The sequence below is a fragment of the Ruegeria sp. C10 genome (genome assembly GCF_056537805.1).
The window spans coordinates 892,087-914,437 of record NZ_JBQFSC010000002.1 but is presented as its reverse complement, the minus strand read 5'-3'; the positions used below and the strand labels follow the sequence as shown (position 1 = coordinate 914,437).

Annotated in this window: 23 protein-coding genes; 8 read left to right on the top strand and 15 right to left on the bottom strand. The window is 58.4% G+C overall.

Annotated elements, in window-relative coordinates; translation table 11 throughout:
- Positions 1–58 precede the first annotated feature (58 nt).
- From ACR0DE_RS12905 to ACR0DE_RS12890, 4 genes are all read left to right on the top strand, one after another.
- Positions 59–1,048, top strand: coding sequence for an ABC transporter substrate-binding protein (locus ACR0DE_RS12905; protein ID WP_480753562.1), 990 nt, complete (start codon positions 59–61; stop codon positions 1,046–1,048).
- A 161-nt stretch (positions 1,049–1,209) separates the two neighbouring features.
- Positions 1,210–1,923 carry an ABC transporter permease gene (locus ACR0DE_RS12900; RefSeq protein WP_480753559.1) on the top strand — a complete coding sequence of 238 codons (714 nt, stop codon included), beginning with the start codon at positions 1,210–1,212 and terminating at the stop codon, positions 1,921–1,923.
- The gene (locus ACR0DE_RS12895; RefSeq protein ID WP_480753554.1) at positions 1,916–2,650 is read left to right on the top strand and encodes an ATP-binding cassette domain-containing protein; all 735 of its coding nucleotides are present in this window, start codon (positions 1,916–1,918) and stop codon (positions 2,648–2,650) included. The genes ACR0DE_RS12900 and ACR0DE_RS12895 overlap by 8 nt, the downstream gene beginning before the upstream one ends.
- Before the next feature lie 22 nt (positions 2,651–2,672).
- Positions 2,673–3,488 (top strand): ABC transporter substrate-binding protein, encoded by an 816-nt coding sequence (locus tag ACR0DE_RS12890; RefSeq protein ID WP_480584792.1) that lies wholly within the window; start codon positions 2,673–2,675, stop codon positions 3,486–3,488.
- A 39-nt stretch (positions 3,489–3,527) separates the two neighbouring features.
- On the opposite strand, the gene ACR0DE_RS12885 is transcribed toward ACR0DE_RS12890, so the two are convergent.
- The 10 genes from ACR0DE_RS12885 to ACR0DE_RS12840 form a co-directional block, all read right to left on the bottom strand.
- Positions 3,528–4,400: a substrate-binding domain-containing protein gene (locus ACR0DE_RS12885; RefSeq protein ID WP_480753547.1), complete on the bottom strand. Its 873-nt coding sequence runs from the start codon at positions 4,398–4,400 to the stop codon at positions 3,528–3,530.
- Positions 4,401–4,526 carry a hypothetical protein gene (locus tag ACR0DE_RS12880; RefSeq protein WP_255612119.1) on the bottom strand — a complete coding sequence of 42 codons (126 nt, stop codon included), beginning with the start codon at positions 4,524–4,526 and terminating at the stop codon, positions 4,401–4,403.
- A 13-nt stretch (positions 4,527–4,539) separates the two neighbouring features.
- Positions 4,540–5,802, bottom strand: a complete 1,263-nt coding sequence (locus ACR0DE_RS12875) for a c-type cytochrome (RefSeq protein ID WP_480753543.1) — start codon at positions 5,800–5,802, stop codon at positions 4,540–4,542.
- Entirely contained in the window at positions 5,803–7,011 is a 1,209-nt protein-coding gene (locus tag ACR0DE_RS12870) for a formate dehydrogenase subunit gamma (RefSeq protein WP_480753540.1), read from the bottom strand. It lies immediately after the preceding gene.
- 73 nt (positions 7,012–7,084) lie between these two features.
- Positions 7,085–7,678: a formate dehydrogenase FDH3 subunit beta gene (gene fdh3B / locus ACR0DE_RS12865; protein ID WP_037307340.1), complete on the bottom strand. Its 594-nt coding sequence runs from the start codon at positions 7,676–7,678 to the stop codon at positions 7,085–7,087.
- 11 nt (positions 7,679–7,689) lie between these two features.
- On the bottom strand, positions 7,690–10,584 hold the full coding sequence (locus tag ACR0DE_RS12860) for a formate dehydrogenase subunit alpha (protein WP_480753537.1): 2,895 nt from the start codon (positions 10,582–10,584) through the stop codon (positions 7,690–7,692).
- A gap of 105 nt (positions 10,585–10,689) precedes the next feature.
- Positions 10,690–10,878, bottom strand: a complete 189-nt coding sequence (locus ACR0DE_RS12855) for a ubiquinol-cytochrome c reductase iron-sulfur subunit N-terminal domain-containing protein (protein WP_170393361.1) — start codon at positions 10,876–10,878, stop codon at positions 10,690–10,692.
- 56 nt (positions 10,879–10,934) lie between these two features.
- A complete protein-coding gene (locus ACR0DE_RS12850) occupies positions 10,935–11,546 on the bottom strand; it encodes a TorD/DmsD family molecular chaperone (protein WP_480753534.1) in 612 nt (203 codons plus the stop codon).
- Positions 11,547–11,550: 4 nt separating this feature from the next.
- A complete protein-coding gene (locus ACR0DE_RS12845; protein ID WP_480753531.1) occupies positions 11,551–12,132 on the bottom strand; it encodes a DUF3306 domain-containing protein in 582 nt (193 codons plus the stop codon).
- Positions 12,129–12,683, bottom strand: coding sequence for a DUF3305 domain-containing protein (locus ACR0DE_RS12840; protein ID WP_170393358.1), 555 nt, complete (start codon positions 12,681–12,683; stop codon positions 12,129–12,131). Before ACR0DE_RS12840 ends, ACR0DE_RS12845 begins: the two co-directional genes overlap by 4 nt.
- Before the next feature lie 250 nt (positions 12,684–12,933).
- On the opposite strand from ACR0DE_RS12840, the gene ACR0DE_RS12835 reads away from it, so the two are divergent.
- The gene (locus ACR0DE_RS12835; protein ID WP_480753798.1) at positions 12,934–14,889 is read left to right on the top strand and encodes a 4Fe-4S binding protein; all 1,956 of its coding nucleotides are present in this window, start codon (positions 12,934–12,936) and stop codon (positions 14,887–14,889) included.
- Here the strand turns inward: ACR0DE_RS12835 and ACR0DE_RS12830 are convergent.
- A complete protein-coding gene (locus ACR0DE_RS12830) occupies positions 14,883–15,611 on the bottom strand; it encodes a cytochrome c family protein (RefSeq protein ID WP_170510435.1) in 729 nt (242 codons plus the stop codon). The genes ACR0DE_RS12835 and ACR0DE_RS12830 overlap by 7 nt on opposite strands.
- Before the next feature lie 132 nt (positions 15,612–15,743).
- Between ACR0DE_RS12830 and ACR0DE_RS12825 the strand changes: the two genes are divergently transcribed.
- Genes ACR0DE_RS12825 through ACR0DE_RS12815 form a run of 3 tightly spaced genes read left to right on the top strand, consistent with a single transcriptional unit; the run spans position 15,744 to position 17,976 of the window.
- Positions 15,744–16,805, top strand: coding sequence for an Mrp/NBP35 family ATP-binding protein (locus ACR0DE_RS12825; RefSeq protein WP_170393356.1), 1,062 nt, complete (start codon positions 15,744–15,746; stop codon positions 16,803–16,805).
- Complete coding sequence (locus ACR0DE_RS12820) at positions 16,802–17,500, top strand: biotin/lipoate--protein ligase family protein (protein WP_480753526.1); 699 nt, start codon at positions 16,802–16,804, stop codon at positions 17,498–17,500. Before ACR0DE_RS12825 ends, ACR0DE_RS12820 begins: the two co-directional genes overlap by 4 nt.
- Positions 17,497–17,976, top strand: coding sequence for a DUF6505 family protein (locus ACR0DE_RS12815; protein WP_480753522.1), 480 nt, complete (start codon positions 17,497–17,499; stop codon positions 17,974–17,976). Before ACR0DE_RS12820 ends, ACR0DE_RS12815 begins: the two co-directional genes overlap by 4 nt.
- Here ACR0DE_RS12815 and ACR0DE_RS12810 read toward each other — a convergent pair.
- The 4 genes from ACR0DE_RS12810 to ACR0DE_RS12795 all read right to left on the bottom strand — a co-directional run bounded on the left by ACR0DE_RS12810 (position 17,973) and on the right by ACR0DE_RS12795 (position 22,344).
- On the bottom strand, positions 17,973–18,473 hold the full coding sequence (locus tag ACR0DE_RS12810; protein ID WP_170595890.1) for a flavin reductase family protein: 501 nt from the start codon (positions 18,471–18,473) through the stop codon (positions 17,973–17,975). The two genes, ACR0DE_RS12815 and ACR0DE_RS12810, sit on opposite strands and share 4 nt — an antisense overlap.
- Positions 18,474–18,559: 86 nt before the next feature.
- A complete protein-coding gene (locus ACR0DE_RS12805) occupies positions 18,560–19,972 on the bottom strand; it encodes a 3'-5' exonuclease (protein WP_170421193.1) in 1,413 nt (470 codons plus the stop codon).
- A gap of 2 nt (positions 19,973–19,974) precedes the next feature.
- Positions 19,975–20,493, bottom strand: a complete 519-nt coding sequence (locus tag ACR0DE_RS12800) for a hypothetical protein (protein ID WP_170393351.1) — start codon at positions 20,491–20,493, stop codon at positions 19,975–19,977.
- 27 nt (positions 20,494–20,520) lie between these two features.
- Positions 20,521–22,344 carry a DUF294 nucleotidyltransferase-like domain-containing protein gene (locus ACR0DE_RS12795; RefSeq protein WP_170405191.1) on the bottom strand — a complete coding sequence of 608 codons (1,824 nt, stop codon included), beginning with the start codon at positions 22,342–22,344 and terminating at the stop codon, positions 20,521–20,523.
- Positions 22,345–22,351: the final 7 nt, after the last annotated feature.

Genomic DNA, 22,351 nt, shown 5'->3' with positions numbered 1-22,351 from the left:
GGAATAACTCAACAGACCCCATAAACGGGGCAAACATAAGCAACTAGGAGATATTAAGATGAAGAAGCTACTCAGTGGGGCGGTTGCGGCCTTTAGCCTGGCAGCCAGTGCGACACTTGCTGCGGATGAGGTGACACTGCAATTGAAGTGGGTCACGCAAGCGCAGTTTGCGGGCTATTATGTGGCAAAAGATAAAGGGTTCTACGAAGAAGAGGGGCTGGACGTCACCATTCTGCCCGGTGGTCCTGATATTGCGCCCACACAGGTGATCGCAGGTGGTGGAGCAGACGTTACGGTGGAATGGATGCCGGCTGCACTTGCTGCGCGCGAAAAGGGTCTGCCTCTGGTGAACATCGCGCAGCCTTTCAAGAGCTCGGGCATGATGCTGACCTGCTGGAAAGATGCGGGGATTGCCTCGCCCGAAGATCTCAAAAATCGCACGCTGGGAGTCTGGTTCTTCGGCAACGAATTCCCGTTCATGAGCTGGATGAGTCAGCTGGGAATCGGTACCGATGGCAAAAGCGACAGCGGTGTCGAAGTGCTGAAACAAGGCTTTAACGTCGACCCGCTGCTGCAGCGTCAGGCCGATTGCATTAGCACCATGACCTACAATGAGTATTGGCAGGTCATTGATGCCGGTGTCACGCCCGAAGAACTGGTAACCTTCAAATACGAAGATCAGGGCGTCGCCACGCTTGAGGATGGTCTATATGTGCTTGAAGAAAATTTGAGCGATGCGGCCTTCACCGACAAGATGGAACGGTTTGTCCGTGCCTCGATGAAGGGTTGGAAATACGCCGAAGAGAACCCGGATGAAGCCGCCGAGATCGTTCTCGAAAACGATGCAACCGGTGCCCAGACAGAAGAGCATCAAAAGCGCATGATGGGCGAGATTGCCAAGCTGACCGCAGGGTCGAACGGGGCGCTGGATCCAGCCGATTTCGACCGCACGGTTGATACCCTGCTGGCGGGCGGATCTGATCCAGTTATCACCAAAAAGCCTGAAGGGGCATGGACACATCAGATCACCGACGCTGCGCTGTACTGAACCAGCTACAGCAAAAGACGTGCCAATCAAACGCGGCCCTGACGGGGCCGCGTTCTTAGTTTTGAATGTCGAATTTGTGCCTGTACTTGCTGGCCAGAACCTTTAGTATTTCCCTGTAATTTATAGCATTTTGTAACAGCATAGGGCATGAATGGTAGAATATGCAGGGATTTGCATCAGAATTCACCCAAGCGCTCTCGCTGATCCTCGAAGGGGATGCAGAGCTGTGGGCAATTGTGTTGTTGTCGCTGCGTGTTTCGATCTTTGCTGTTCTGATTTCGGCGGTCATCGGGATGCCTATTGGGGCAGCTTTGGCCGTCGCGCGGTTTCCGGGACGGCGGGCGCTGATTATCCTTGTGAACGCTCTGATGGGGTTCCCACCAGTCGTCGTCGGTTTGCTGGTCTACCTGATGTTGTCCCGATCCGGTCCTCTGGGGGTGCTGGAACTTCTCTACACCCCCACCGCAATGATCATAGCGCAGGTGGTGCTGGTGACGCCGATCATGGCCGCACTTACCCGGCAGGTGGTCGAGATGCTGGCCGAGGAGTATTCTGAACAACTCAGCTCGCTCGGCGTATCGCGGTTGGCTTCGATCCCGGTGCTGTTGTGGGACGCGCGTCTGGCTCTTGTCACCGCATTACTGGCTGGGTTTGGCCGGGCAATCGCCGAGGTAGGCGCGGTGATTATTGTCGGCGGCAATATCAATCACGTGACGCGCGTGATGACGACCACGATTGCGCTCGAAACCTCGAAGGGGAATTTGGCGCTGGCGCTGGCCTTGGGTGTGATCCTGATCGGTTTGGCCGTGGCAGTAAACGCGATGGTTAGCGCGTTGACCCTGCGGGCCGAGCGGGAAGGGCTGCGCCATGCGTGATGTCCTGACCGAGGCGCCGGGCATGTTGGAGGTCCAAGGGTTGCACATTGCGCGCGAAGGCAAGGTGCTGCTCGATGTCCCGCATTTGTGTTTGGATGGCCCGGGTCCGACCATGATCTTGGGCCCAAACGGCGCTGGCAAAAGTCTGTTGCTGCGTTGTCTGCATGGTCTGATTCAACCCGACAGCGGGCGTGTCTGTCAGGACGGTGTCGTGTTGAATGCAGCCCACAAAGCGCGGCAGGCGATGGTGTTTCAAAGCCCCGTGTTGCTGCGCCGCTCGGTCGCGGCCAATCTGGACTTTGTGCTAAAGCGGAAATCGATGCCCCGTGCCTTGCGCAGGCATCGTATCGAAGCTTTGCTGGCCGAAGGAGGACTGGATGGTAAAGCACGTCAATCCGCGCGTTCGCTGTCTGGTGGCGAGGCGCAAAGGTTGGCGATCCTGCGCGCGTTGGCCTTAGACCCCAAGACCTTGTTCCTGGACGAACCCACCAGCGCATTGGATCCAAGTGCTATGCAGATGATCGAACGGATGGTCTTGCGCGCCTCGGCCCGGGGTGTGCGCATCGTGATGGTGACGCATGACATCGGGCAGGCGCGGCGCCTGGCATCTGACATCGTGATGATGCAGGCAGGGCGTGTGGTGGAATACGGAAGGGCGCAGCAGGTGTTGGAAGCCCCAAGAAGCAACGAGTCGCGCCGGTATCTGGCTGGCGGTCTGGTAACCTGATGAACAGAGATGGAGACTTCGAATGATCCCTGATTTCGTTCGGGCATCAATTGTCGCGCTTGGGCTGACCGCAGGCGCAGGTTTGGCCGAAGAACCCTTTATCGTTGTGCAATCAACGACCTCGACGCAGAATTCGGGTCTGCTGGACTATATCCTGCCGGGGTTCGAGGCCGAAACCGGTATCGATGTACGGGTTGTGGCCGTCGGGACCGGTCAGGCGATCCGGAACGCAATTAACGGCGATGGCGATGTTCTTCTGGTTCACTCCAAGCCCGCTGAAGAGCAGTTTGTAGCAGACGGTTGGGGTGTCGAACGGTTCGATGTCATGTACAATGATTTTGTATTGGTTGGCCCAAAATCTGATCCAGCCGAAATTGCCGGTGGCAACGACATTGTAACCGCTTTGACCGCTTTGGCCGAAGCGAAACTGCCGTTTGCCTCGCGCGGTGATGATAGCGGCACTCACAAAGCCGAGATGCGCTATTGGGAGGCGACCGGCGTTGACCCGACGGAGGCCTCGGGGACTTGGTATCGCGAGACCGGATCGGGGATGGGGGCAACGCTGAACGTGGCCAGCGGCATGGACGCGTATGCTCTGACCGACCGGGCGACTTGGTTGTCTTTCGGAAACCGGGGCAATCTGGAGGTCTTGGTCGAGGGCGATCCGCGCCTGTTTAACCAATATGGTGTAATCCTCGTGAACCCTGAAAAGCACTCCGGCGTTCGCGCCGCTGCCGGGCAAAGGTTTATCGACTGGCTTATCGGCCCTGATGGACAGGCGGCGATTGCGTCTTACACGCTGGATGGTGAGCAGTTGTTTTTTCCGAACGCACAGTAAGTTCGCCTTGGGTTAGCGCAACAAGGAATGGACGACGGATCAGCCACTGGCGCCGTTGTGGTGGATCCGACCCAGATTTGCGAAATCATAGCCGCCTAGTTCATCAGCGCGTTCGGTAAAACGCTCGGATTTCAAAAACTGGGTCAGCGTCTGCATGGGGGCCTCGAAGAAGGCGCGGCGCCAGATTGCAAGGTCCAGACGCTCGGAATGGGTGGGCATGAAATTCAGCCCATACAGGCGCGCCAGTGCACCAAGGCCAAAACCAACCTCTGCCTTGCCGTCACGCAGGGCGGTGGCCAGCTCTTCTTCTGTGCGGGCGCAAACGGGCAGGGTGTTCAGATCATCACGACCCAGACCGTGGGCGTCGAGCAGTGCATCGAACAGACGCTGGCTGGCGGCGCTGTCTTGCCGCAGAATGATCCGTCTGCCTTTCAGATCCTGAAACCCCGAGATGTCCGAAGTGCCGGGTGCCAGCAACAGGCCGCGCTGCCGGTTGGCAATCTGGTAGAGGATCACAGGTGCTTCGCCCATCGTGTCGCGCAGGGTCTGAGTGTTGAAGCCTTCCGGTTCGTGGATATGCAAGGCCGCCGCCTGTGCGCTGCGCTCCGCAAGACGATTCAGCCCGTCGAAAGACCCATCATAGTAAGTCGCAAGCCCAGAGCCGCTTTCCCGCAAAGCCCAGTCCAGCAGGGGATCGTGGCTACCTGCCACGATCGGCGGCAGGGGTGGTTCGACGACATCGGGGCCAGAGCGTGAGGCGTTGAGCCACGCTATGATCTCGGCTTTTGGGAACAACAGCTTGCCCATGGCGCGTACACACGGGATTTCGCCCGAGGATGCCAGATCATAGGCCTTCCGCTCACCAATGCGCAGCAGATCCGCCAATTCGCGGGTGGTCAGGTATTGCGGCATTCAGTCGAGGCGTACAGCCGAACCGGACGTCTTGTCGGCGGCGCTGAAACCGAATTGATCCAGCGTGTAAGGAGCGGCGACAGTGATCACGACCATCGCGGCGACGGCGGTCAGAAAGGCTTTCATGTTCTCCTCCGGCTCAATCCTGCGGTGCGGTGGCGCTGCGCAGGAACGCGACCAGATCTAACCGGTCCTGTGCTTGCGTGATCCGCTGCATTGGCATCTTTGACCCCGGAATGTAGTGGTCCGGGCCTTCGTCGAAAAGAGCATTTATTGTCTCTTCATTCCAAATAATATCAGAGTCTTGCAGCGTATCCGAGTACAAATAATCGGGCAATGTGCCCGCCTTCCGCCCAAAGATGTCGTGCAAGGTAGGGCCCGCACGTCGACCTCCATCCGGCGTCAGGCTGTGACAGATCGAACACTTGCGTGCAAATTGCCGTTCTCCGTTGCCCATCTCGCTTGGGTCTTTCAGAAAGCTGGGTTCGGCAGCGGCCATCTGTTCGCTATCGCCCAGCGCTGAAATGGGCCAGCTGTACATTGCCTCATCAATGCCGCCTGCGTGAAGATTTTGACCATCTGCAGAAAAAGCGAGCGCCCAAACCGGACCGCGCAGGGTGGCACGGAAATCTTGTGCAATGCGCCATTCGAAAGTGTCGATGACCATTATAAAGCCTTCACCATCGCCGACAGCCAACAGCTTGCGATCGGGGCTCAATGCCATGGCGAGGATCGGGCGCCGATCCAACGTAAAGTCATGTTCTTCTTCGGTGGTGAGGCTCAGGATGCGTGTCACTCCATCGACGGTACCGTAGCCGATCCAGTTGTCATGTGCGTTCAGGACCAATTCATTGATGCCAAAACCATGCTCAATCAGGCGATTCGTTTCCTGACCGCTGGCGACATCCCAGATACGCAACGCTCCGTCGACACCTGCCGAATAAAGCTGCTTTCCGTCCGGCGTAAAAACAACTGCATTCACCCCGCTGCCGATTGGCCCAAGCAGGGTCGGCTCGGACCCGTCCACCGGCCACAGGCCGATGGTGCCATCCCAGCTGGCCGTCGCGATATGAGTTTTCGACGCTGCAATGCTGATAATCTTGCCTTTGTGCTGCCCGACTACATCCCCGCCGGGCCAGCGGCGGAGGGTGAAGTCATCCCCGGCAGAATAGATTGCAGTGCCATTGAAAACGACCGAGTTCACTGCCGCTTCGTGCCCCTCCAGCCATTCCGGTGTCTGTCCGGTCCAGAGACCGACCGAATTGTCGAAACTGGCCGTTGCGATACGCCCATCCGGCGCCGAAGCGATCCCCATGATCGGCCCGCCATGGCCTTTGAGCGTGAAAAACTCGGACCAGGCGGGCAGGGGGGTCAAAACAAGCGCAAGAGCGAGCCAGCGCATCTATTCTGCAGGTGAGGCCGCTGCCTTGCCCGCCTCTTTTTCTTGCACCTCTTCCAGCCACAGCGAGTGGTGCTCGCGTGCCCATTGTTCTTCGACTTCACCGGTGCCCATGGCGTCAAACGCACCCTCCATGCCAACCGAGCCAAGGTAGATATGGGCGATGATGATGGCGATGAACACATAGGCGACCATGACATGCCAGACTTGGGCATATTGCATCTCTTCCTGCGGTGACATATGCACTGGCAGGTTCAGACCCAACGCCTGCGGAATACCTGTCGAGTTGGCGATTGAGAAGGTTTTGGCGAACATCGGCAGCTCGAACGGGAATAGCAGCGACAGGCCTGACAGGCTGATAGAGACACCCAGTAGAATGCAAGCCCAGAAGATTATCTTTTGACCCGCATTGAATTTCTTGGCTGGTGGATGGCTGTCTTTGGTGAACAAGCCCCCTCCGGCGGCCAACCATTTCAGGTCGGTCTTGTTGGGGATGTTATGGGCAATCCAGTTTATGGTGATGATTATCAGACCCAACATGAAGGCCCATGCGAGGTTGTTGTGAAGCCACTTGCACCCTTGCGCGATAGTGGCGAACCCTTCTTTGCCAAAGACCGGGATCAAGAAATCGCGGCCATAAAGGGTCAGTAGGCCTGTGATGCCGAGCACAAGGAACGACCCGGCGAAGAGCCAGTGACCGAAACGTTCGAAACTATTGAAACGAAGGACCGTGCGGCCGGTTTTTTCTCCGTCGATGCGGATTTTTCCTCGGATCAGAAAGAAAAGCACAATGATCGCAAGCATTCCGCCCAGAATGTAGGTTCCATATTCACGCAACGGGCCAGTTCGGAAGTTCAACCACCACATGCCGCCGTCTTGAATCAGCACGCTGTCCGCAGGTCCCTGGGATGAAACGGTGACGTCCGCAGATCCGTAACGCAGCGCGCGGTAGACGTCACTGTCAGAGGCAACACCATGGGTGCCGAACTGTCCCAGCAGGCCTTCAACATTGCCCTGACCGGTGTTTTCAGACCTGTAGCTGTTGTCGACCTTCTCGCCACGCTGGCGGGCCAGAATGTCCTCAAGCGTGGTCGCGCCGCCGGTTGTAGACCGGTCGGTCGAATCCGCAGGGGCGGCCCCCTCACTGGTTTGAGCGCCCGCAACTTGGGTCAGCGTTAGCGAAAGCAGGAAAGCGATGAATAAGCGCAACATCGGAACCTCAATAAAAATCCAATGCAGGATGACCCACATCTGCGGGTCATCCGTTTTGCTTTAGTAGACGGGGTCAGCCGTCTTTCTGATCGTAGGCCGTGCCCCAACCCCAAGCGCCCGAACCAAATCCGCGCGCGACGACACGCTCACGGTAAATAGCCGAGACCACGTCGCCATCGCCGGCGAGCAGGGCCTTGGTAGAACACATCTCGGCGCAGATGGGCAATTTGCCCTCTGCGATCCGGTTGCGTCCGTATTTGGCGAACTCTGCGGTCGAGTGCGTTTCCTCGGGGCCGCCAGCACAGAAGGTACATTTGTCCATCTTGCCTCGCGATCCGAAGTTGCCCGCCTGCGGGTATTGCGGCGCGCCGAAGGGGCACGCATAGAAGCAATAGCCGCAGCCAATGCACAGGTCCTTGGAGTGCAGGACGACCCCTTCTTCGTTCTGATAGAAGCAGTCGACCGGGCACACCGCCATGCAGGGCGCATCCGAACAATGCATACAGGCCACCGAGATCGAGCGTTCACCCGGATTGCCGTCATTGATCGTCACCACCCTGCGGCGGTTGATGCCCCACGGCACCTCGTGCTCGTTCTTACACGCGGTTACGCAGGCATTACACTCGATGCAGCGTTCAGCGTCGCAGAGAAACTTTGCTCTAGCCATTATCGTCCTCCTTACGCTGACCAGATTTTGCAGAGAGTCGCTTTGGTCTCTTGCATCTGGGTCACTGAATCATAGCCATAGGTCTGGGCGGTGTTGGTACTTTCACCCAGCACATAGGGGTCTGCACCAGCAGGATACTTGTGCCGCTGGTCTTCGCCCTGGAAATGGCCGCCAAAGTGGAAGGGCATGAAGGCGACACCGGCACCGACCCTGTTGGTCAGCATCGCCATCACCTTGACCTTGCCGCCTTCCGGACCTTCGACCCAGACCTGCGATCCGTCACGAATACCAAGGTTATTGGCATCGCGCGGATTGATCTCGACGAACATGTCCTGCTGCAGCTCGGCCAGCCACGGGTTCGACCGCGTCTCATCGCCGCCACCTTCATATTCGACCAGACGACCAGACGTGAGGATTATCGGGTAATCCTTAGAAAAGTCGTTCTTTTGAATCGACGCATAAAGGGTAGGTAGACGATAGGCCTGACGGTCATCGTAGGTTGGATAGTCCTCCACCAGATCGCGCCGGTTCGTGTAAAGCGGCTCGCGGTGCAGTGGGATCGGATCCGGGAAGGTCCATACGACCGCGCGTGCCTTTGCGTTCCCGAAGGGCGCACAGCCATGGGCAATCGCGACCCGCTGGATACCGCCGCTAAGGTCGGTTTTCCAGTTGGTCTCTGGTCCCGCTACGGCGTCGATGGCCGCACGTTCCTCAGCCGTCAGGTCACCGTCCCAGCCAAGGTCCATCAGCATCTGCATCGTGAATTCCGGATAACCATCCTGAATTTCCGAACCAACGCTATATACCCCTTCGGCCAGCAGGTTGTCGCCGTCACGTTCCACTCCGAAACGGGCGCGGAAGGTCAGGCCACCTTCGGCCACCGGTTTGGACATATCATACAGGTTTGGTGTCCCAGTATGACCCATCTCAGCCGTTCCCCAGCAGGGCCAGGGCAGACCGTAATATTCGCCGTCGTTTGGTCCACCGATGGCTTGCAGCGTGGTTCTGTCGAACGTGTGCTGGTTGGCCATATGGCTTTTCAGACGTTCCGGCGACTGACCGGTATAGCCGATGGTCCAGAGGCCCGAGTTGAACTCACGCGTGATGCTTTCAACATTCGGGGTTTCCGGGTCGTCCATTTCGATATTGCGGAAGAACCGATCCGCCCAGCCGAACTTGTTGGCGAACTTGGCCATGATGACCTCGTCCGGCAGGCTTTCGAACAGAGGTTCGACCACGCGGTCCCGCCACTGCAGCGATCGGTTCGAGGCCGTGACCGAGCCGCGGGTTTCGAACTGCGTACAGGCGGGCAGCAGATAGACGCCATCGGTGCGGTCATGCAGCACGGCCGAGACGGTGGGATACGGGTCGATCACGACCAGCATGTCCAGCTTCTCCATCGCCGTCTTCATTTCCGTCATCCGGGTCTGCGAGTTGGGCGCGTGGCCCCACAGAACCATGGCGCGGACATTGTTGTCCTGATCCATGTTAGCTGGGTCTTCGAGAACACCGTCGATCCAGCGGGAGACCGGGATGCCGCGCTCATTCTGCAGCGGTTTATCCTTGCCTTCCTTATCCTTGATCGTGGCGAACTGGCCTGCAAGCCACTCGGGCTCTTCACCCCAGACTCGTGCCCAGTGACCCCATGCGCCTTTGGATAAGCCATAGTAGCCGGGCAGGGTGTGGGACAGAACACCAAGGTCCGTCGCGCCTTGCACGTTGTCATGGCCGCGGAAGATGTTGGTGCCACCACCCGAGGTGCCCATGTTGCCAAGCGCAAGCTGAAGCACGCAGTAGGCGCGAGTGTTGTTGTTGCCGTTGGTGTGCTGCGTACCACCCATGCACCATACAACGGTACCGGGGCGGTTGTTCACCATGGTCCTTGCGACGCGGCGCAGCTGCGAGCCGGGCGTGCCGGTGACACGTTCAACCTCATCCGGGTTCCACTTGGCAACCTCTTCACGGATTTGGTCCATCCCCCAGACACGGGTGCGGATAAACTCTTTGTCCTCCCAGCCATTGTCGAAGATATGCCACAGGATACCCCAGATCAGCGCAACGTCTGTGCCGGGGCGGAAGCGGACATATTCATCCGCATGGGCCGCGGTGCGCGTAAAGCGCGGGTCGCAGACGATTAAAGGCGCATTGTTCTGCTCTTTCGCACGCAGGATATGCAGCAGCGAGACGGGGTGCGCCTCGGCCGGGTTACCACCGATGATGAAGATGGCCCGGCTGTTGTGCATGTCGTTGTACGAATTGGTCATGGCGCCGTAGCCCCATGTATTCGCAACACCCGCGACAGTGGTCGAGTGGCAGATACGGGCCTGATGGTCCACGTTGTTCGTGCCCCAATAGGCGGCGAACTTGCGGAACAGATAGGCCTGTTCGTTATTGTGCTTCGCAGACCCCAGCCAGTACACGCTGTCCGGCCCGGATTCTTCGCGGATGCTCATCATGCCATCGCCGATCTCGTTGATCGCCTCTTCCCAGCTGATGCGCTTCCACTCGCCACCTTCCTTTTTCATCGGATATTTCAGGCGGCGCTCGCCATGGGCGTGCTCGCGGACCGAGGCCCCCTTGGCGCAGTGTGCACCCAGATTGAATGGGCTGTCCCAGCCGGGTTCTTGCCCGATCCAGACTCCGTTCTGTACCTCGGCAACGACCGTGCAGCCGACCGAGCAGTGAGTGCATACAGATTTGATATTCTCAACGGCGGTGTTTGCCGCTGTCTGGGCACTGGCGGGCGTTACGGTTCCACCCGTGGCGCTGATCGCGGCAAGGCCGCCGATCGTCAGGCCCGAGCCACGCAAGAATGCGCGGCGATCGACGGTTTTCTCGCCGACCTGGGACAGGATACTTGTCCGCTGGGGGCGTCTCGCAACCCCGTTGGTCTTTTTCCTAAGCATTTCTTTCCTCCCTTGCTGGCCATGTAACCCATGGCTGGCTTGGTACTTCGCGAAACCGACTTCAGGGCCAATCGCAACCGTCAGTCGGGTATGACTACGTCCGGGTCAAAACCGGGCGCTGTCGAGGTATGCGCGCGTGTGCGCGGTGTCCTGCATCCGGGTTTCGTCCGTCGGCAGTTCGGCTGCTTCGGCTTTCCCAGACAGGCTGGCGGCGGCTACAGCAGCGGGCGCTGCGGTACCGGCCAGTTTCAGGAAGTCGCGGCGGGTTGCGCCTTCTTCCTTGGTCTTGCTCATGGGCTCCTCCTGTCCCAATTGCGGTTTGGTGCCTAAAGGCACCGGCGAGTGGCGGGCTAGGCCGCCGTCATTCGAAAGGCTTCACGCTCAATCTCCATGAACACCCGACCAGCCGTGCCGACCGAGGCGTAGAGAACCGAGTTCTCGGCACCTTCCAAATCCGAATAGAAATGCGCGGCCCAGGGCCCAATATGTTTGCTCCAGAACGCCTTTTGATCTTCCAGCGTGGCGGGCGCGCCGAACCGACCGACGATCATGCCCGCCATCATTTCCATTAGCGAGGCGATGTTGTCTTCGGGTTCATAAACATTCTGCGCCCGGGTGATGCCCCGCGCGGCCATGTCATTGCGCAGCTGCGCCAGGGGTTTTTCGTTCAGAAATCCCGTCAGGTAGAAAGAGGCATAAGGCAGCAGTTCGCCTCGGCCCAATCCGATGAAAAGTGCGTTGAACTCGCGCTCTGCGGCGGCAGGCTTGGTCACCTTGGCCACCCGTGCCATTGCCCGAATGGCCTGAACTAGATCCGAGTCATCACCGCTTAGCCCGGCCATCTGATCCAAAAGCAACTGATCGGGTGGACCGGCCAATAGCAGGCCAAGAAAATTATAGAAATCCGCACGCAGACGATCCTCAGTCGAGATATCCAATGTTTGCGCGTTGTCTGCGGTCATAGAGTTATCCTTCGAATTCGAATTTCATACGGCGTGGAGCAGGGGGGAGTTCGATCTCCTCTGGCTCTTCCATTTCAACCATCTGTGGGGCTTCCGGTTCTGGTTCGACGGCGTTGATCGGTTCTTCACCTGACTCGATCGCCTCGGGCATGTCAGCTTCTGTTTCTGCTTCGGACATTTCTGCCTCGGCAGCGAGCGCTTCGACATGCGCCAACATACCCTTGCCAACCTGATACGCGGTCTGGATGTTCTCAATCACGCAGGCCGCATCGGTATAATCCTCGCCGTAATCGACCAGCCCGTCGACATTGGCCAGAACAGGATTCAACCGCCATAGGCGCCGCAAGGCGCGGCGGCGCAAACGGTCAGGTACAGCTTTGGCCATGAAGCCCGAGACATCATCGCCGGCTTCCAGCGTATCGGGATCGGGCAGATCAAACTCGGCCAGAATTTCGGCGTCGCTTTTTTCCTCCAGCTCAGCTTGCCGCGTTGTGATAATCTGTTCCTCTGCGGCCAAAGCTTCTGCTTCGGTCTCGGCCTGAACGGCGGCCTTGCGGCGGGACCAGAAATCGCGGGCCTGGGTCATTGCAGCACCCGACGCGGAGCCCGGTAGACATCTGAATCCTGCCGGATTCGTGCATCGCCCTTGCCGTCTTCCACCAGATCGGTGCGTTTCTTGTCCCGTTTACGTTTTATGAACACCTCGTCCTGATGATGCTGCAGGGTGAAATCGCGGAGCCATGCAATCAACCCTTCGGTCATCGGAATCTTCTCAACGATCTCTTCGCCGGTATCCGCATAATCCTGACCCTCGAACGGTGAGGCGGTGATCAATACGGCATTCAGGGGTGTTTCGCCTTTCAGCTCATCCCGCAAAACCAGGTACAGCGAAGGTTGACCGTCCGACAGGTTGACCATGTAGGCTTCGGTTTCATCGGCCCACAGGGTGAGGGGCAGGGTGGCTGCATGGTATTCGATGGCCTCACCTTCACGTCGCAACTCTTGCCAGTCGGCAGGCTTTGCACCTGGCAAAACAGCGACCGCGCGCCAGTTCCAACGCGCCCAGCGTGTCACCCCGGGTGTTCTGCGCACGACGACGCCAATTGTCATTTCAGTCCGGCTTGCGGCCTTGGCCACTGGCTCCTCCCCGGAAGGCTCTCCCCTGCCTTCCATTGATGTACTATGTTACATAAATTGGCGACCTGCCAAGTCTAGTTTCGCCTAATATGAGACATTCACTTAGAGTTTATTTCCAACTTCAGGTTTTGATGGCGATTTGTGATGAAAAATAATGCACATATCGGGATTTTCTCTGATGCTTCGCATTGCCTCGGCGCGGATTGGGTCTAAGCTGCTGATGGGGCAGAACGCAGCGTCGGGAGGGGAAATGGCCAGCAAGCTCATATTGTGTGATTGCGAGGGGACGCAGTCCCTGAACGCAGATGGTATTTCTGCAGCCTGCGATACGGAGTGCTCGAAGGTGCATACCGCCCTTTGTACGCGCCAGATTCAAACTGCCGCCGAGTTGATGACGGGCGATGAGCAGGTGGTGTTTGCCTGCGCTCAGGAAAGTGCAGTTTTTAGCGAGCTTGCCGAGGAACTGGGTGTTGAAGCGCCCGGATTTGTCGATCTGCGCGACCGAGCTGGCTGGTCCGAACAGGGGACCGATGCAACCCCCAAAATGGCTGCGCTCGCGGCTGAGGCATTACTGCCGCAGCCAGTGACCCCAAGTTTCGATGTCATCAGTGAAGGAACCTGCTGTATTGTCGGGCCCGGAGAGGTTGTCTTTCCGTTGGCCGAACAGCTGTCCGCTGTGTTGGCCGTGACTGTGCTTTTGGTTGACGATGCAGAACCGCTAAGCCGCAACTATGACGTTGCGCGCGCACGAATACTCAGACTGACCGGCGCGCTGGGCGGATTTGTTTGGCATCTGGATCAGGTGCAGCAACTAGAGCCCGGCGGACGCGGAGAATTTGGTTGGAGCACACCCCGTGACGGTGCAACGTCGCGTTGCGACATTGTTGTTGATCTGACCGGAGCAACACCTTTGGTTAATGCCCCCGAAAAGCGCGAGGGGTACTTGCGCGCTGATCCCCGCGATGCGGTGGCCGTCGCGCGTCTTGCTTTTGAAGCGGTGCAACTGGTCGGGACCTTTGAAAAACCGCTCTATGTCCGATTGGATGAGACGCTTTGCGCCCATTCGCGAGCGGAACAAACGGGGTGTTCAAACTGTCTGGACGTCTGCCCGACCGGTGCGATCACACCGGCTGGCGATCATGTAGCCATTGATCCGATGATTTGCGCCGGGTGCGGTGAGTGTTCGGCGTTGTGCCCGTCGACTGCTATCACATATGAAGATCCTCCGGTCTCGGCGGTATTGTCGCGAATGCACATACTGGCCCGGACCTTCCGGCGCGCGGGCGGCGTTGCACCGCGATTACTGGTGCACGACGCCCATGGGGCGCAGATGATCCGGATGGCGGCCCGGTTTGGACGGGGACTGCCAGCAGACGTCATTCCGCTGGAGCTGAACGTGGTTTCGGGCTTTGGGCATGCCGAGATGCTGGCAGCGCTGGCGCATGGCTTTGCGCGCGCCGATATCCTGATTAGCCCTAAGACCGAACGGGACGCGCTTGATCTTGAATTAGAGCTGGCTCGGGCTATCGCAATGCACGACGCGCTGAGTCTGATTGATGAAACCGACCCGGATGCGCTGGCAGATCTGCTTTATGCGCAGAATGTTCCGCAGCCATTGGCTGATCCGGTGCTTCCACTGGGTAATCGTCGTCAAATAGCGCGTCTGGCGGCGCAAGCTCTGAATCCGGAGGTCGAGGTGCCACTGGCCCTGCCCGAGGGCGCGCCTTATGGCGCGATTGCAGTGAATACCGACACCTGTACATTGTGCCTGAGTTGCGTGTCCCTTTGCCCATCGGGGGCGCTGATCGATAACCCGGACAAGCCGCAGTTGAATTTCCAGCAGGACGCCTGCCTGCAATGCGGGATTTGCCGAACGATCTGCCCAGAACAGGCGATCACACTAGTGCCCCAGCTTGATCTGAGCGACCAAGCGCTGTCACAACAGGTGCTGAATGAAGAGGAACCCTTTGAATGCGTCGAATGCGGCGCAGCGTTTGGGGTTAGATCAACGGTTGAGCGGATCATGGAAAAGTTGTCGGGCACACATCCGATGTTCGCGACCTCGGATCAGGCGCGGATGATCCAGATGTGCGACAATTGCCGGGTGAACGCCCAGTTCCATAGCGCTGACAATCCGTTTCAATCCGCCCCCAGACCACGGGTTGTCACAACGGATGATTACCTTTCAAAGCGCAAGGATCACTGAAGTTGCAGTGGCGCGCCCAGATCGGCGGCGCGCATGGCGGTCACGAAAGCCAGAATTGCTTCGAGGTCATCCAGGCTCATCTCGACCGGATGGATCGGCGAGGGGCGCTCGGGCGGGAAAGGTTCGGTGACGCCCTCGATCTGTGTGAAAGCTGGGTGTGGGTTCAGGGCAAAGAACGCCTGAAACCGTTCCGACCAGTCGGGCATTGCGCGCAGCACTGCGAAAGACGGGGTCGAACCCAGCCCGTTCATCCGATTCTGTGGGCCAATCACATGGCACCGGCCACAATGGGTCATCGACAGATCTTCGCCAAGCAGCGCGTTTCCGTCGACCACGACCTCTTTGGTAACAGTGGCAGTTTCGAAACTTGCGCTAAAGGGCGTGCCCTCGTCGGGGATGAAGTTTTCAACCGTCCGTCTGCCAATGTCGGAAAGTAGCCATTCACGAAACCTTACCTGCTTGGCGCTGTCGTCGATTCGTAGATGATAGACCACCCCGTCACGGGCAAAGACCGGATCGCCGGGCGAACTCGGGGCCAGTGACATGACGCCGCTTTCATCCGCAACAACACGTATTCCGGTCTTGAGAGAAAAGCGCGGAAGAATATGTTGCAAAAGACCTGAGTTTGTCACCTCATCCGGGGCGGCAAGGCCCAATGCCTCTTGTGACCAAGAGGGGGTGGCGGTGAGCGTCAGGCTCAGGCACAACAGGACAAAGCGCATGGTTAAGCCTAACGGCGGCTGACCCGATGCGTCAAATGTACAAAATGAGACGGAGACACATGCAATGAGCGGCGACTATATTCTGTCGATACGCAAGGCGCCCAGCGTGGGGCGGATCAAGGGGAATACGGCATGAGCATCCGTGATGCAGTTCTAGCGAACTTGAAGAAGATTACCGATCCGGTTTCTGGTCAGGATATTGTGAGCGCGGGTATCGTGCGTGCATTGAATGTTGAAGGCGATACCGTTCGGTTTGTGCTGGAGATCGATCCCAAACAGGCCGAGAAGATGGAGCCCGTTCGCGCCACAGCCGAACAGGCGGCGCAGATGGTTGATGGTGTTTCAAAGGTCTCGGCAATGTTGACCGCGCATTCGGACAAGGCACCGCCTGATTTGAAGCCCAAGCCCAAGCCCTCACAAACCGGACCGCAGGCCGTTCCCGGTGTGGACCGGATCATCGCGGTTGCGTCGGGCAAGGGTGGCGTGGGCAAGTCCACCGTGTCGGCCAACCTTGCCTGTGCGCTGGCTGCTGAAGGCCGTCGCGTAGGCCTGTTGGACGCAGACGTATATGGCCCTTCACAACCCCGGATGCTGGGTGTGTCGGGGCGACCGGCCAGCCCAGATGGCAAGACGATCCTGCCGCTGCGCAATCACGGTGTCACCATGATGTCGATGGGGTTAATGACCAACGAAGGGCAGGCGGTTGTCTGGCGCGGCCCCATGCTGATGGGCGCCTTGCAGCAGATGATGAGTCAGGTGCAATGGGGCGCATTGGATGTGTTGATCGTTGATCTGCCCCCCGGAACCGGCGATGTGCAACTGACGCTGAGCCAGAAGTTTCAGGTGGATGGAGCCATTGTCGTCTCAACCCCACAGGATGTTGCTTTGATCGACGCCCGCAAGGGGATCGATATGTTCAACCAGCTCAAGACGCCCATTGTTGGGATGATCGAAAACATGTCGACGCATATTTGCTCGAATTGCGGACACGAAGAACATGTCTTTGGCCATGGCGGTGTTGCCTCAGAAGCCGAGGCGCTGGGCGTGCCATTGCTAGGGGAAATTCCGCTGCATCTGGATATCCGAGTTGCCGCCGACGGGGGTGCCCCCATCGTGGTCAGCAAACCTGACAGCCCGCAAGCCGAAGCCTTCCGCAAGATCGCCCGCGACATGATTGCCAAGGGCAAAGCGTGACCCAGCCGGTCTTTCCCCCATTGCTCAAAGGGCAACCTGCCAAGGCTGGCGAAGACCCGTTCGAGCGTGCCCAGGCGATGGCAGCGCTGGGCTGTGACGCGGGAACTGTGGTCCACAATATTCAGGCGGATCGTCTGCGCGTTGCGATAGTATTCGCGCCCGAGGTTCCGTTGCGGGATGCTATGGCAATGCTGCCGCTTTGTGCTGTCGGGTTCCAGAATGCGCTGGGCGCGCTGGCCCCGCCCGAGGTCGCGGTGCACTTGGGTTGGGATGGGCTGATCTGTGTAAACGGTGCAAAATGTGGGACAATAAAAGTTGCAGCGTCGTCTGCCGAGGTGGATGAGGTTCCCGATTGGCTGATCGTTGGTTGGGAACTGGCCTTGCTTCAAACCAGCGATGCACCAGGGGAAACACCGGATGTTACCTCGCTCTATGATGAAGGATGCGCCGAGGTTTCTGCGACGCAGTTGGTCGAGAGCTGGTCGCGTCACATGTTGACCTGGTTGAACCGCTGGACCGAGGACGGTAACGCGCCGATTCACGCTGAGTGGATGGGGCTGCTGCGCGGTGTCGGAGAACCTATTGGAGAAGGGGGTGTCTTTCTGGGCACCGATGAGCGCTTCGGTATGCTGATCCGTGACGGCGCGGACACACATATACGCCCGCTGACAGAATTATTGGAGATCGCCAGATGAAACTCGCCCGTGCTATCCATTTTGATGAAAGCGATATGAACGTGTTTCATTCACCCGCAAGAACCGGTGAATGGTGCATCTCGGGCGGATTCGAGTTTTCGAACTGGAGTGAGGCTGATCTGGAAGGCAAGGCGCGTCAGGCCTTTGCTAATGGATGGCTGGGGCTTGAAACCTTCGGGCGCGTTACATTTGTTGCCGTCACACAAGTCGAGCAGGCCGAGATTGACCAGATCACGCAATATCTGGCCGAGCATTTCGTGCAATTCTACGGCGCGCCTTCGGTTGACGCCGCGTTAGAAGTGGCGCAGGCCGAAGTCTCACATATGTCCGAGCTGTGCGAAGATCATGCCCCGAACACATTGCTGACCGTCGCCCGAGAGCTGACGGGGGCAGGGGTGCACGAGGCATTCCGAGTGATCACCCCGCAAGAGACGCAACTTGAAGCGTTGGCCGTCCACGGCTCGCTGGACGATTAGATCAGATCGGCGAAGCCGCCGAATTGTCCGCGCTTGAAGATCAGCCCCTGACCTGGGCGATGCATGACCTGTTCAACATGACCAACAAGGATCAGGTGGTCACCTGCCTCATGACGGGCCGACAGGCGGCAATCGAAACGGGCGAGGCATTCCGCAAGTCGGGGGCGCCCGGCGTCATCCTCCTGCCAATCCGCATGGGAAAAATCGAACCCGTTTCGCGCGAATTGCAATGCTTGGTCGTGCTGGTCCTGCGCCATTACGTGGATCGCGTAATGTTCGCAGTTGTGGAACGCGTCGTACCGGTTCGAATCCCGATCAAGACACCACAGGACCAGCGGCGGGTCCAGCGATACAGACGCAAATGAGTTCACCGTTATTGCTGCGGGGCCCTCGGAGGTATTTGTGGTCACAACGGTGACGCCGGTGCCGAAACAGCCCAGGGCCTCGCGAAAGGCAAGGCTTTGCTCGGGGCTGGGAATGAAAGTTTTTTCCGTCATCGCGCGCTCGTACATGGGCCTGTCTCAGGTGCCACGCGACGCCGGGATTGTCCACGGAAAGCTGCGGTGATTTTAGGAATTTCTGGTCAGTTAAGGTCTTCAAGCAACCGTCCGTGTTTGCGAGTCTCGGTGATGACGTCGCCAAAGGTCACCAAATTACGGGCCGTAAGCATCGGCAGCATCCGAACCAACACTTCGGCGGTCGCCACGGCATCGCCCAAAGCCGTGTGACGCAAGGCTTCCGGGATGGTTATGCCTAACCGCTCGCAGACCGCGTCCAGCGTATGCGTTTCGCTTGCCCCGAACAGCACCGCCGACAGCAGGACCGTATCCAGAATGGGGTGGCTCCATTCCACCCCCATACGCTCGGCATGGCGGCGCAGGAAAGCCATGTCGAATGGTGCATTGTGGGCAACAATGACGGCATCCCGGGCAAATTGGTGAAAGCTGCGACCGGCCTCGGCAATATCAGGCGCACCCTGAACCATCCGGTCGCTGACCTTATGCACTTTGGTTGAAGCTGGGGGGATCGGGATGCCGGGGTCGACCAGGGTATCAAGCCGTTCGCCTTCGACGATCTTACCCTTTACGACGCGCACCGCACCGATCTGTACGATCTCATCCTTATGCGGGAGCAGGCCCGTGGTTTCGGTGTCAAAGACCACGAAGCAGAGGTCCAAAAGAGGTCTATCTTCAAACGCGTCATCACCGGGTGTGTCGAGAAGTTCGAAATCGTAAACCAGCGGGCGGGCCGCGTCGGGGTCGATCTGCGCAGCACTGTCATCGAAAACCAGCATGTAACCAGGGGCATCGCCCAAGGGTTTCATACGGGCCGAATAGGATTGCCGCCCATCAACACTGGTCAGCGTACAATGGACATCTTTCCCGGTCTTGACCAGCTTCGCATAAGAATCCGTCAGGCCCGTCGCTTCGAGATAGTCAAACAGCGACGCGTTCAACCGGGGATGTGCGATCTGTGCCAGAACCTCAGCCGCCTGCGCGTCATATAGTACGATCTGATGCTTCGGTCCGGCCAAAAGCATGGCAACCGGAATCTCGGTCAGGAGCGCGGTGAGACGCTGTTTTTCCGAGGCCAGATGGGCCGTTTCCGCAGCCACGGCCTCAGCCGTGGTCATGGCGTTGGCAGCCAGTTGTTCGGCCAGTCCAGCGGCGGCGGGGGCCAGATCGCCCAAATAGCGCGCCGCCTGAAGGTCCAGATCCGTGCTGACCCCGGCGTGTGCGCGCGCCCGGAGTTGGGCCGAGAGCCGCTCGATTGGTTTTGCAACGTTATCATCAAAAAGAAGCCAGACTCCGGCAACTAGCGCCAACATTCCAAACGCGATCAGTATCTCTGCGAAGATGAACGCATCCATAAGAGCGGGATCACTTGCCCTCTGATAACCGACCCACAAAGCCAGGGTGCTGATGATCAGCCCTCCTGCCGCAAGTAATAGGAAGAACAGGAACACCCTCAGGCGCAGGCTCAGATGGTTCAACATAGTCAGACCCCGCAGGTTGCCTCGATTACCGGATCTTCAGCGTCGATCTTGATCCAGCTGGCGTTCAGCAAACGTCCGTCATCGGCGAATTCGGCCCCGTCTGCCAAGTTGGCGCGGCTGTTTTCGGCGCAGTTTACAGCGACCGGCATCTTCGAGACCGGTGCCCAGCGACCAAAAAAGTAAAGATCGACCAGACGCTCGTCCGGCAAATTGGCATTGGTGCGTACCGATGTGGCGTCGATCGCAGCAAAGCGGTCGACAAAGGGCACGGCGTACGTCCAAGGGCGATAAAAGGCGCGGCTTTCCACCTCCTGCACGATGGTGAGGCTGTCGGGCAGTTGGTCGCGCGTACGGTCATACCAAGAATACTCGCTGGTAATCGTCATACCGATCATCCCCGCACCTGCCGCAACCGGCGCGGCCCATTTGGGCAAGCGGCCCCCGGTCAGCTTGTTCACCACCATCACGACACCCGCAAAGGCAAAGCCTGCAAAAATCGTGCCGATCAGTTCCAGAAACATGTGATTTCTCCGTTCATTTCCAGTTTCTTAACCCAGCATTCCTTTGCCATGGCCAACCGCTGATTGCATGGTTTTTACCACGACAAAGGCATCGCGGAGATGACTTCGCTCAAAGTCCGACAATTCAGCGGGTGGCAGGTAATTGTCTGGTGCATCCCCGGATTTGACCAGACGCACTTGATGTTCCAATCGGGTCTCAGCGATCAGGTCATATGCGTCCAGTAAATCGCGTGCGCCAGACGCGCTGAGCACACCCGCAGCCTCGGCGGCGCTAAGACGGGCGCGGGTGTTCGCTTCGGTTAATTGTCCCTGCAGGCTGTAGATGCGTGCCAGATCCACGACAGGCACCACGCCATTATGCTTGAGGTCGAGCGTATTGCGATGCTCACCCGAACGTATGGTGGCGAATCCACGCAGCAGGCCCAGAGGAGGCGTGTGTTTCAGTGAGTTCGAAATCATATGCGCGACAAAGATCGAATTCGCATTGGCTGCCGCCAGCGTATCGGCCTGCAGGTCGGTGAACAGATCGAAGGACCCTCCGATGGGCCGCAGGTCAAACATCACCGAGGCCAGCATTTGCGCCTCAGGGTTGGGTTTGGCGATCCAGCCATTGAAATACTCGCGCCAGACACGCACGGGCTGGCACCAGCGAGGGTTGGTCGCCATCATGTCACCGGGGCAATAGAAATAACCGCAGGTATCCAGCCCGTCTGAGACGAATTTGGCCAGCGCAGCGAAGTAGGCCATATCACCGTCTGCCACACTGTCATCAAGCATCAGGCAATTGTCCTGATCAGAAACTCCGGTCTGTTCCTGCCGTCCTTGCGAGCCGCAAGCAAGCCACAAGTAGGGCACTGGCGGCGCACCCAGTTCAGCCTCAGCCAGTGCCAGCAACCGCCGCGTCGCAGTGTCTGCGATGTCGGTGATCAGCCGTGTAACGATCTCGTGCCGGTTGCCACCCGCGACGAGTTGGACCAGCAGTTGTGGTATCTCAGCGGTGACTTGAGCCATCTCTTGCGGGCTGTCGGCGCGGGCAATTCGTCCTACCAACTCGGCAGAATTGACCGCCTGATAGCGGGTGAGATCGGTTTGGGTTACGATTCCGACCAGCTTACCGGCCTCGGAAATTGGAATATGACCGATGCCACGTTCCATCATCACGTGTAATACGTCCGAGCCGATATCTGTCGGGGCAAGAATGATTGGATCGGCGGTCATGATCGCCGAAACCGCGGTGTCAGCGGGCATCGCCTCGGCGACGTATTTGCCGGAAATATCGCGGAGGGTTGCGATACCCAACAATCTGTCCCCTTCGGTCACGCAAAGCGATGAGATGTGGCGGTCGCGCATGATCTGCGCGGCGTTTTGAACCGGAGTATCGGGCGGGCAGGTGGCAGGGTCACGAGCCATCAGCACGTCAATTGCACTGGTAGCCAGGCTTTGCGGTCCGCTCCGCCCACCGCGTGAACGGTTAAAGAACTTGGACACCACATCGTGACCTTCGATCAGGTTTTTCACAAGGTCTGGCGGCAACACGATCAACACTGACGGCGTGTGCGCGCGCGCATGTGTGGCGGCTTTGCCGTCCTTCAGCAATCCCCGCTCACCAAAAGAATTGCGCAATCCCAGATGCGAGACGACAGCGCCGTTTTCATCGGTAATTTCTACCTGTCCTTCATAGATCACAAATACGCCGGGCAGAGCGTTGCCCAACTGGTAAATGCTGCCATCGGCATCGACTTCGCGCACTTCGATCTGCTTGGCCAGATCGTCCAAAGCATCATGGGGCAACGAGTCATAGGGGTGTACAGACTTCAGAAACCGGGTGATTTCGTCATGGGACAGGGGCATTTACGCT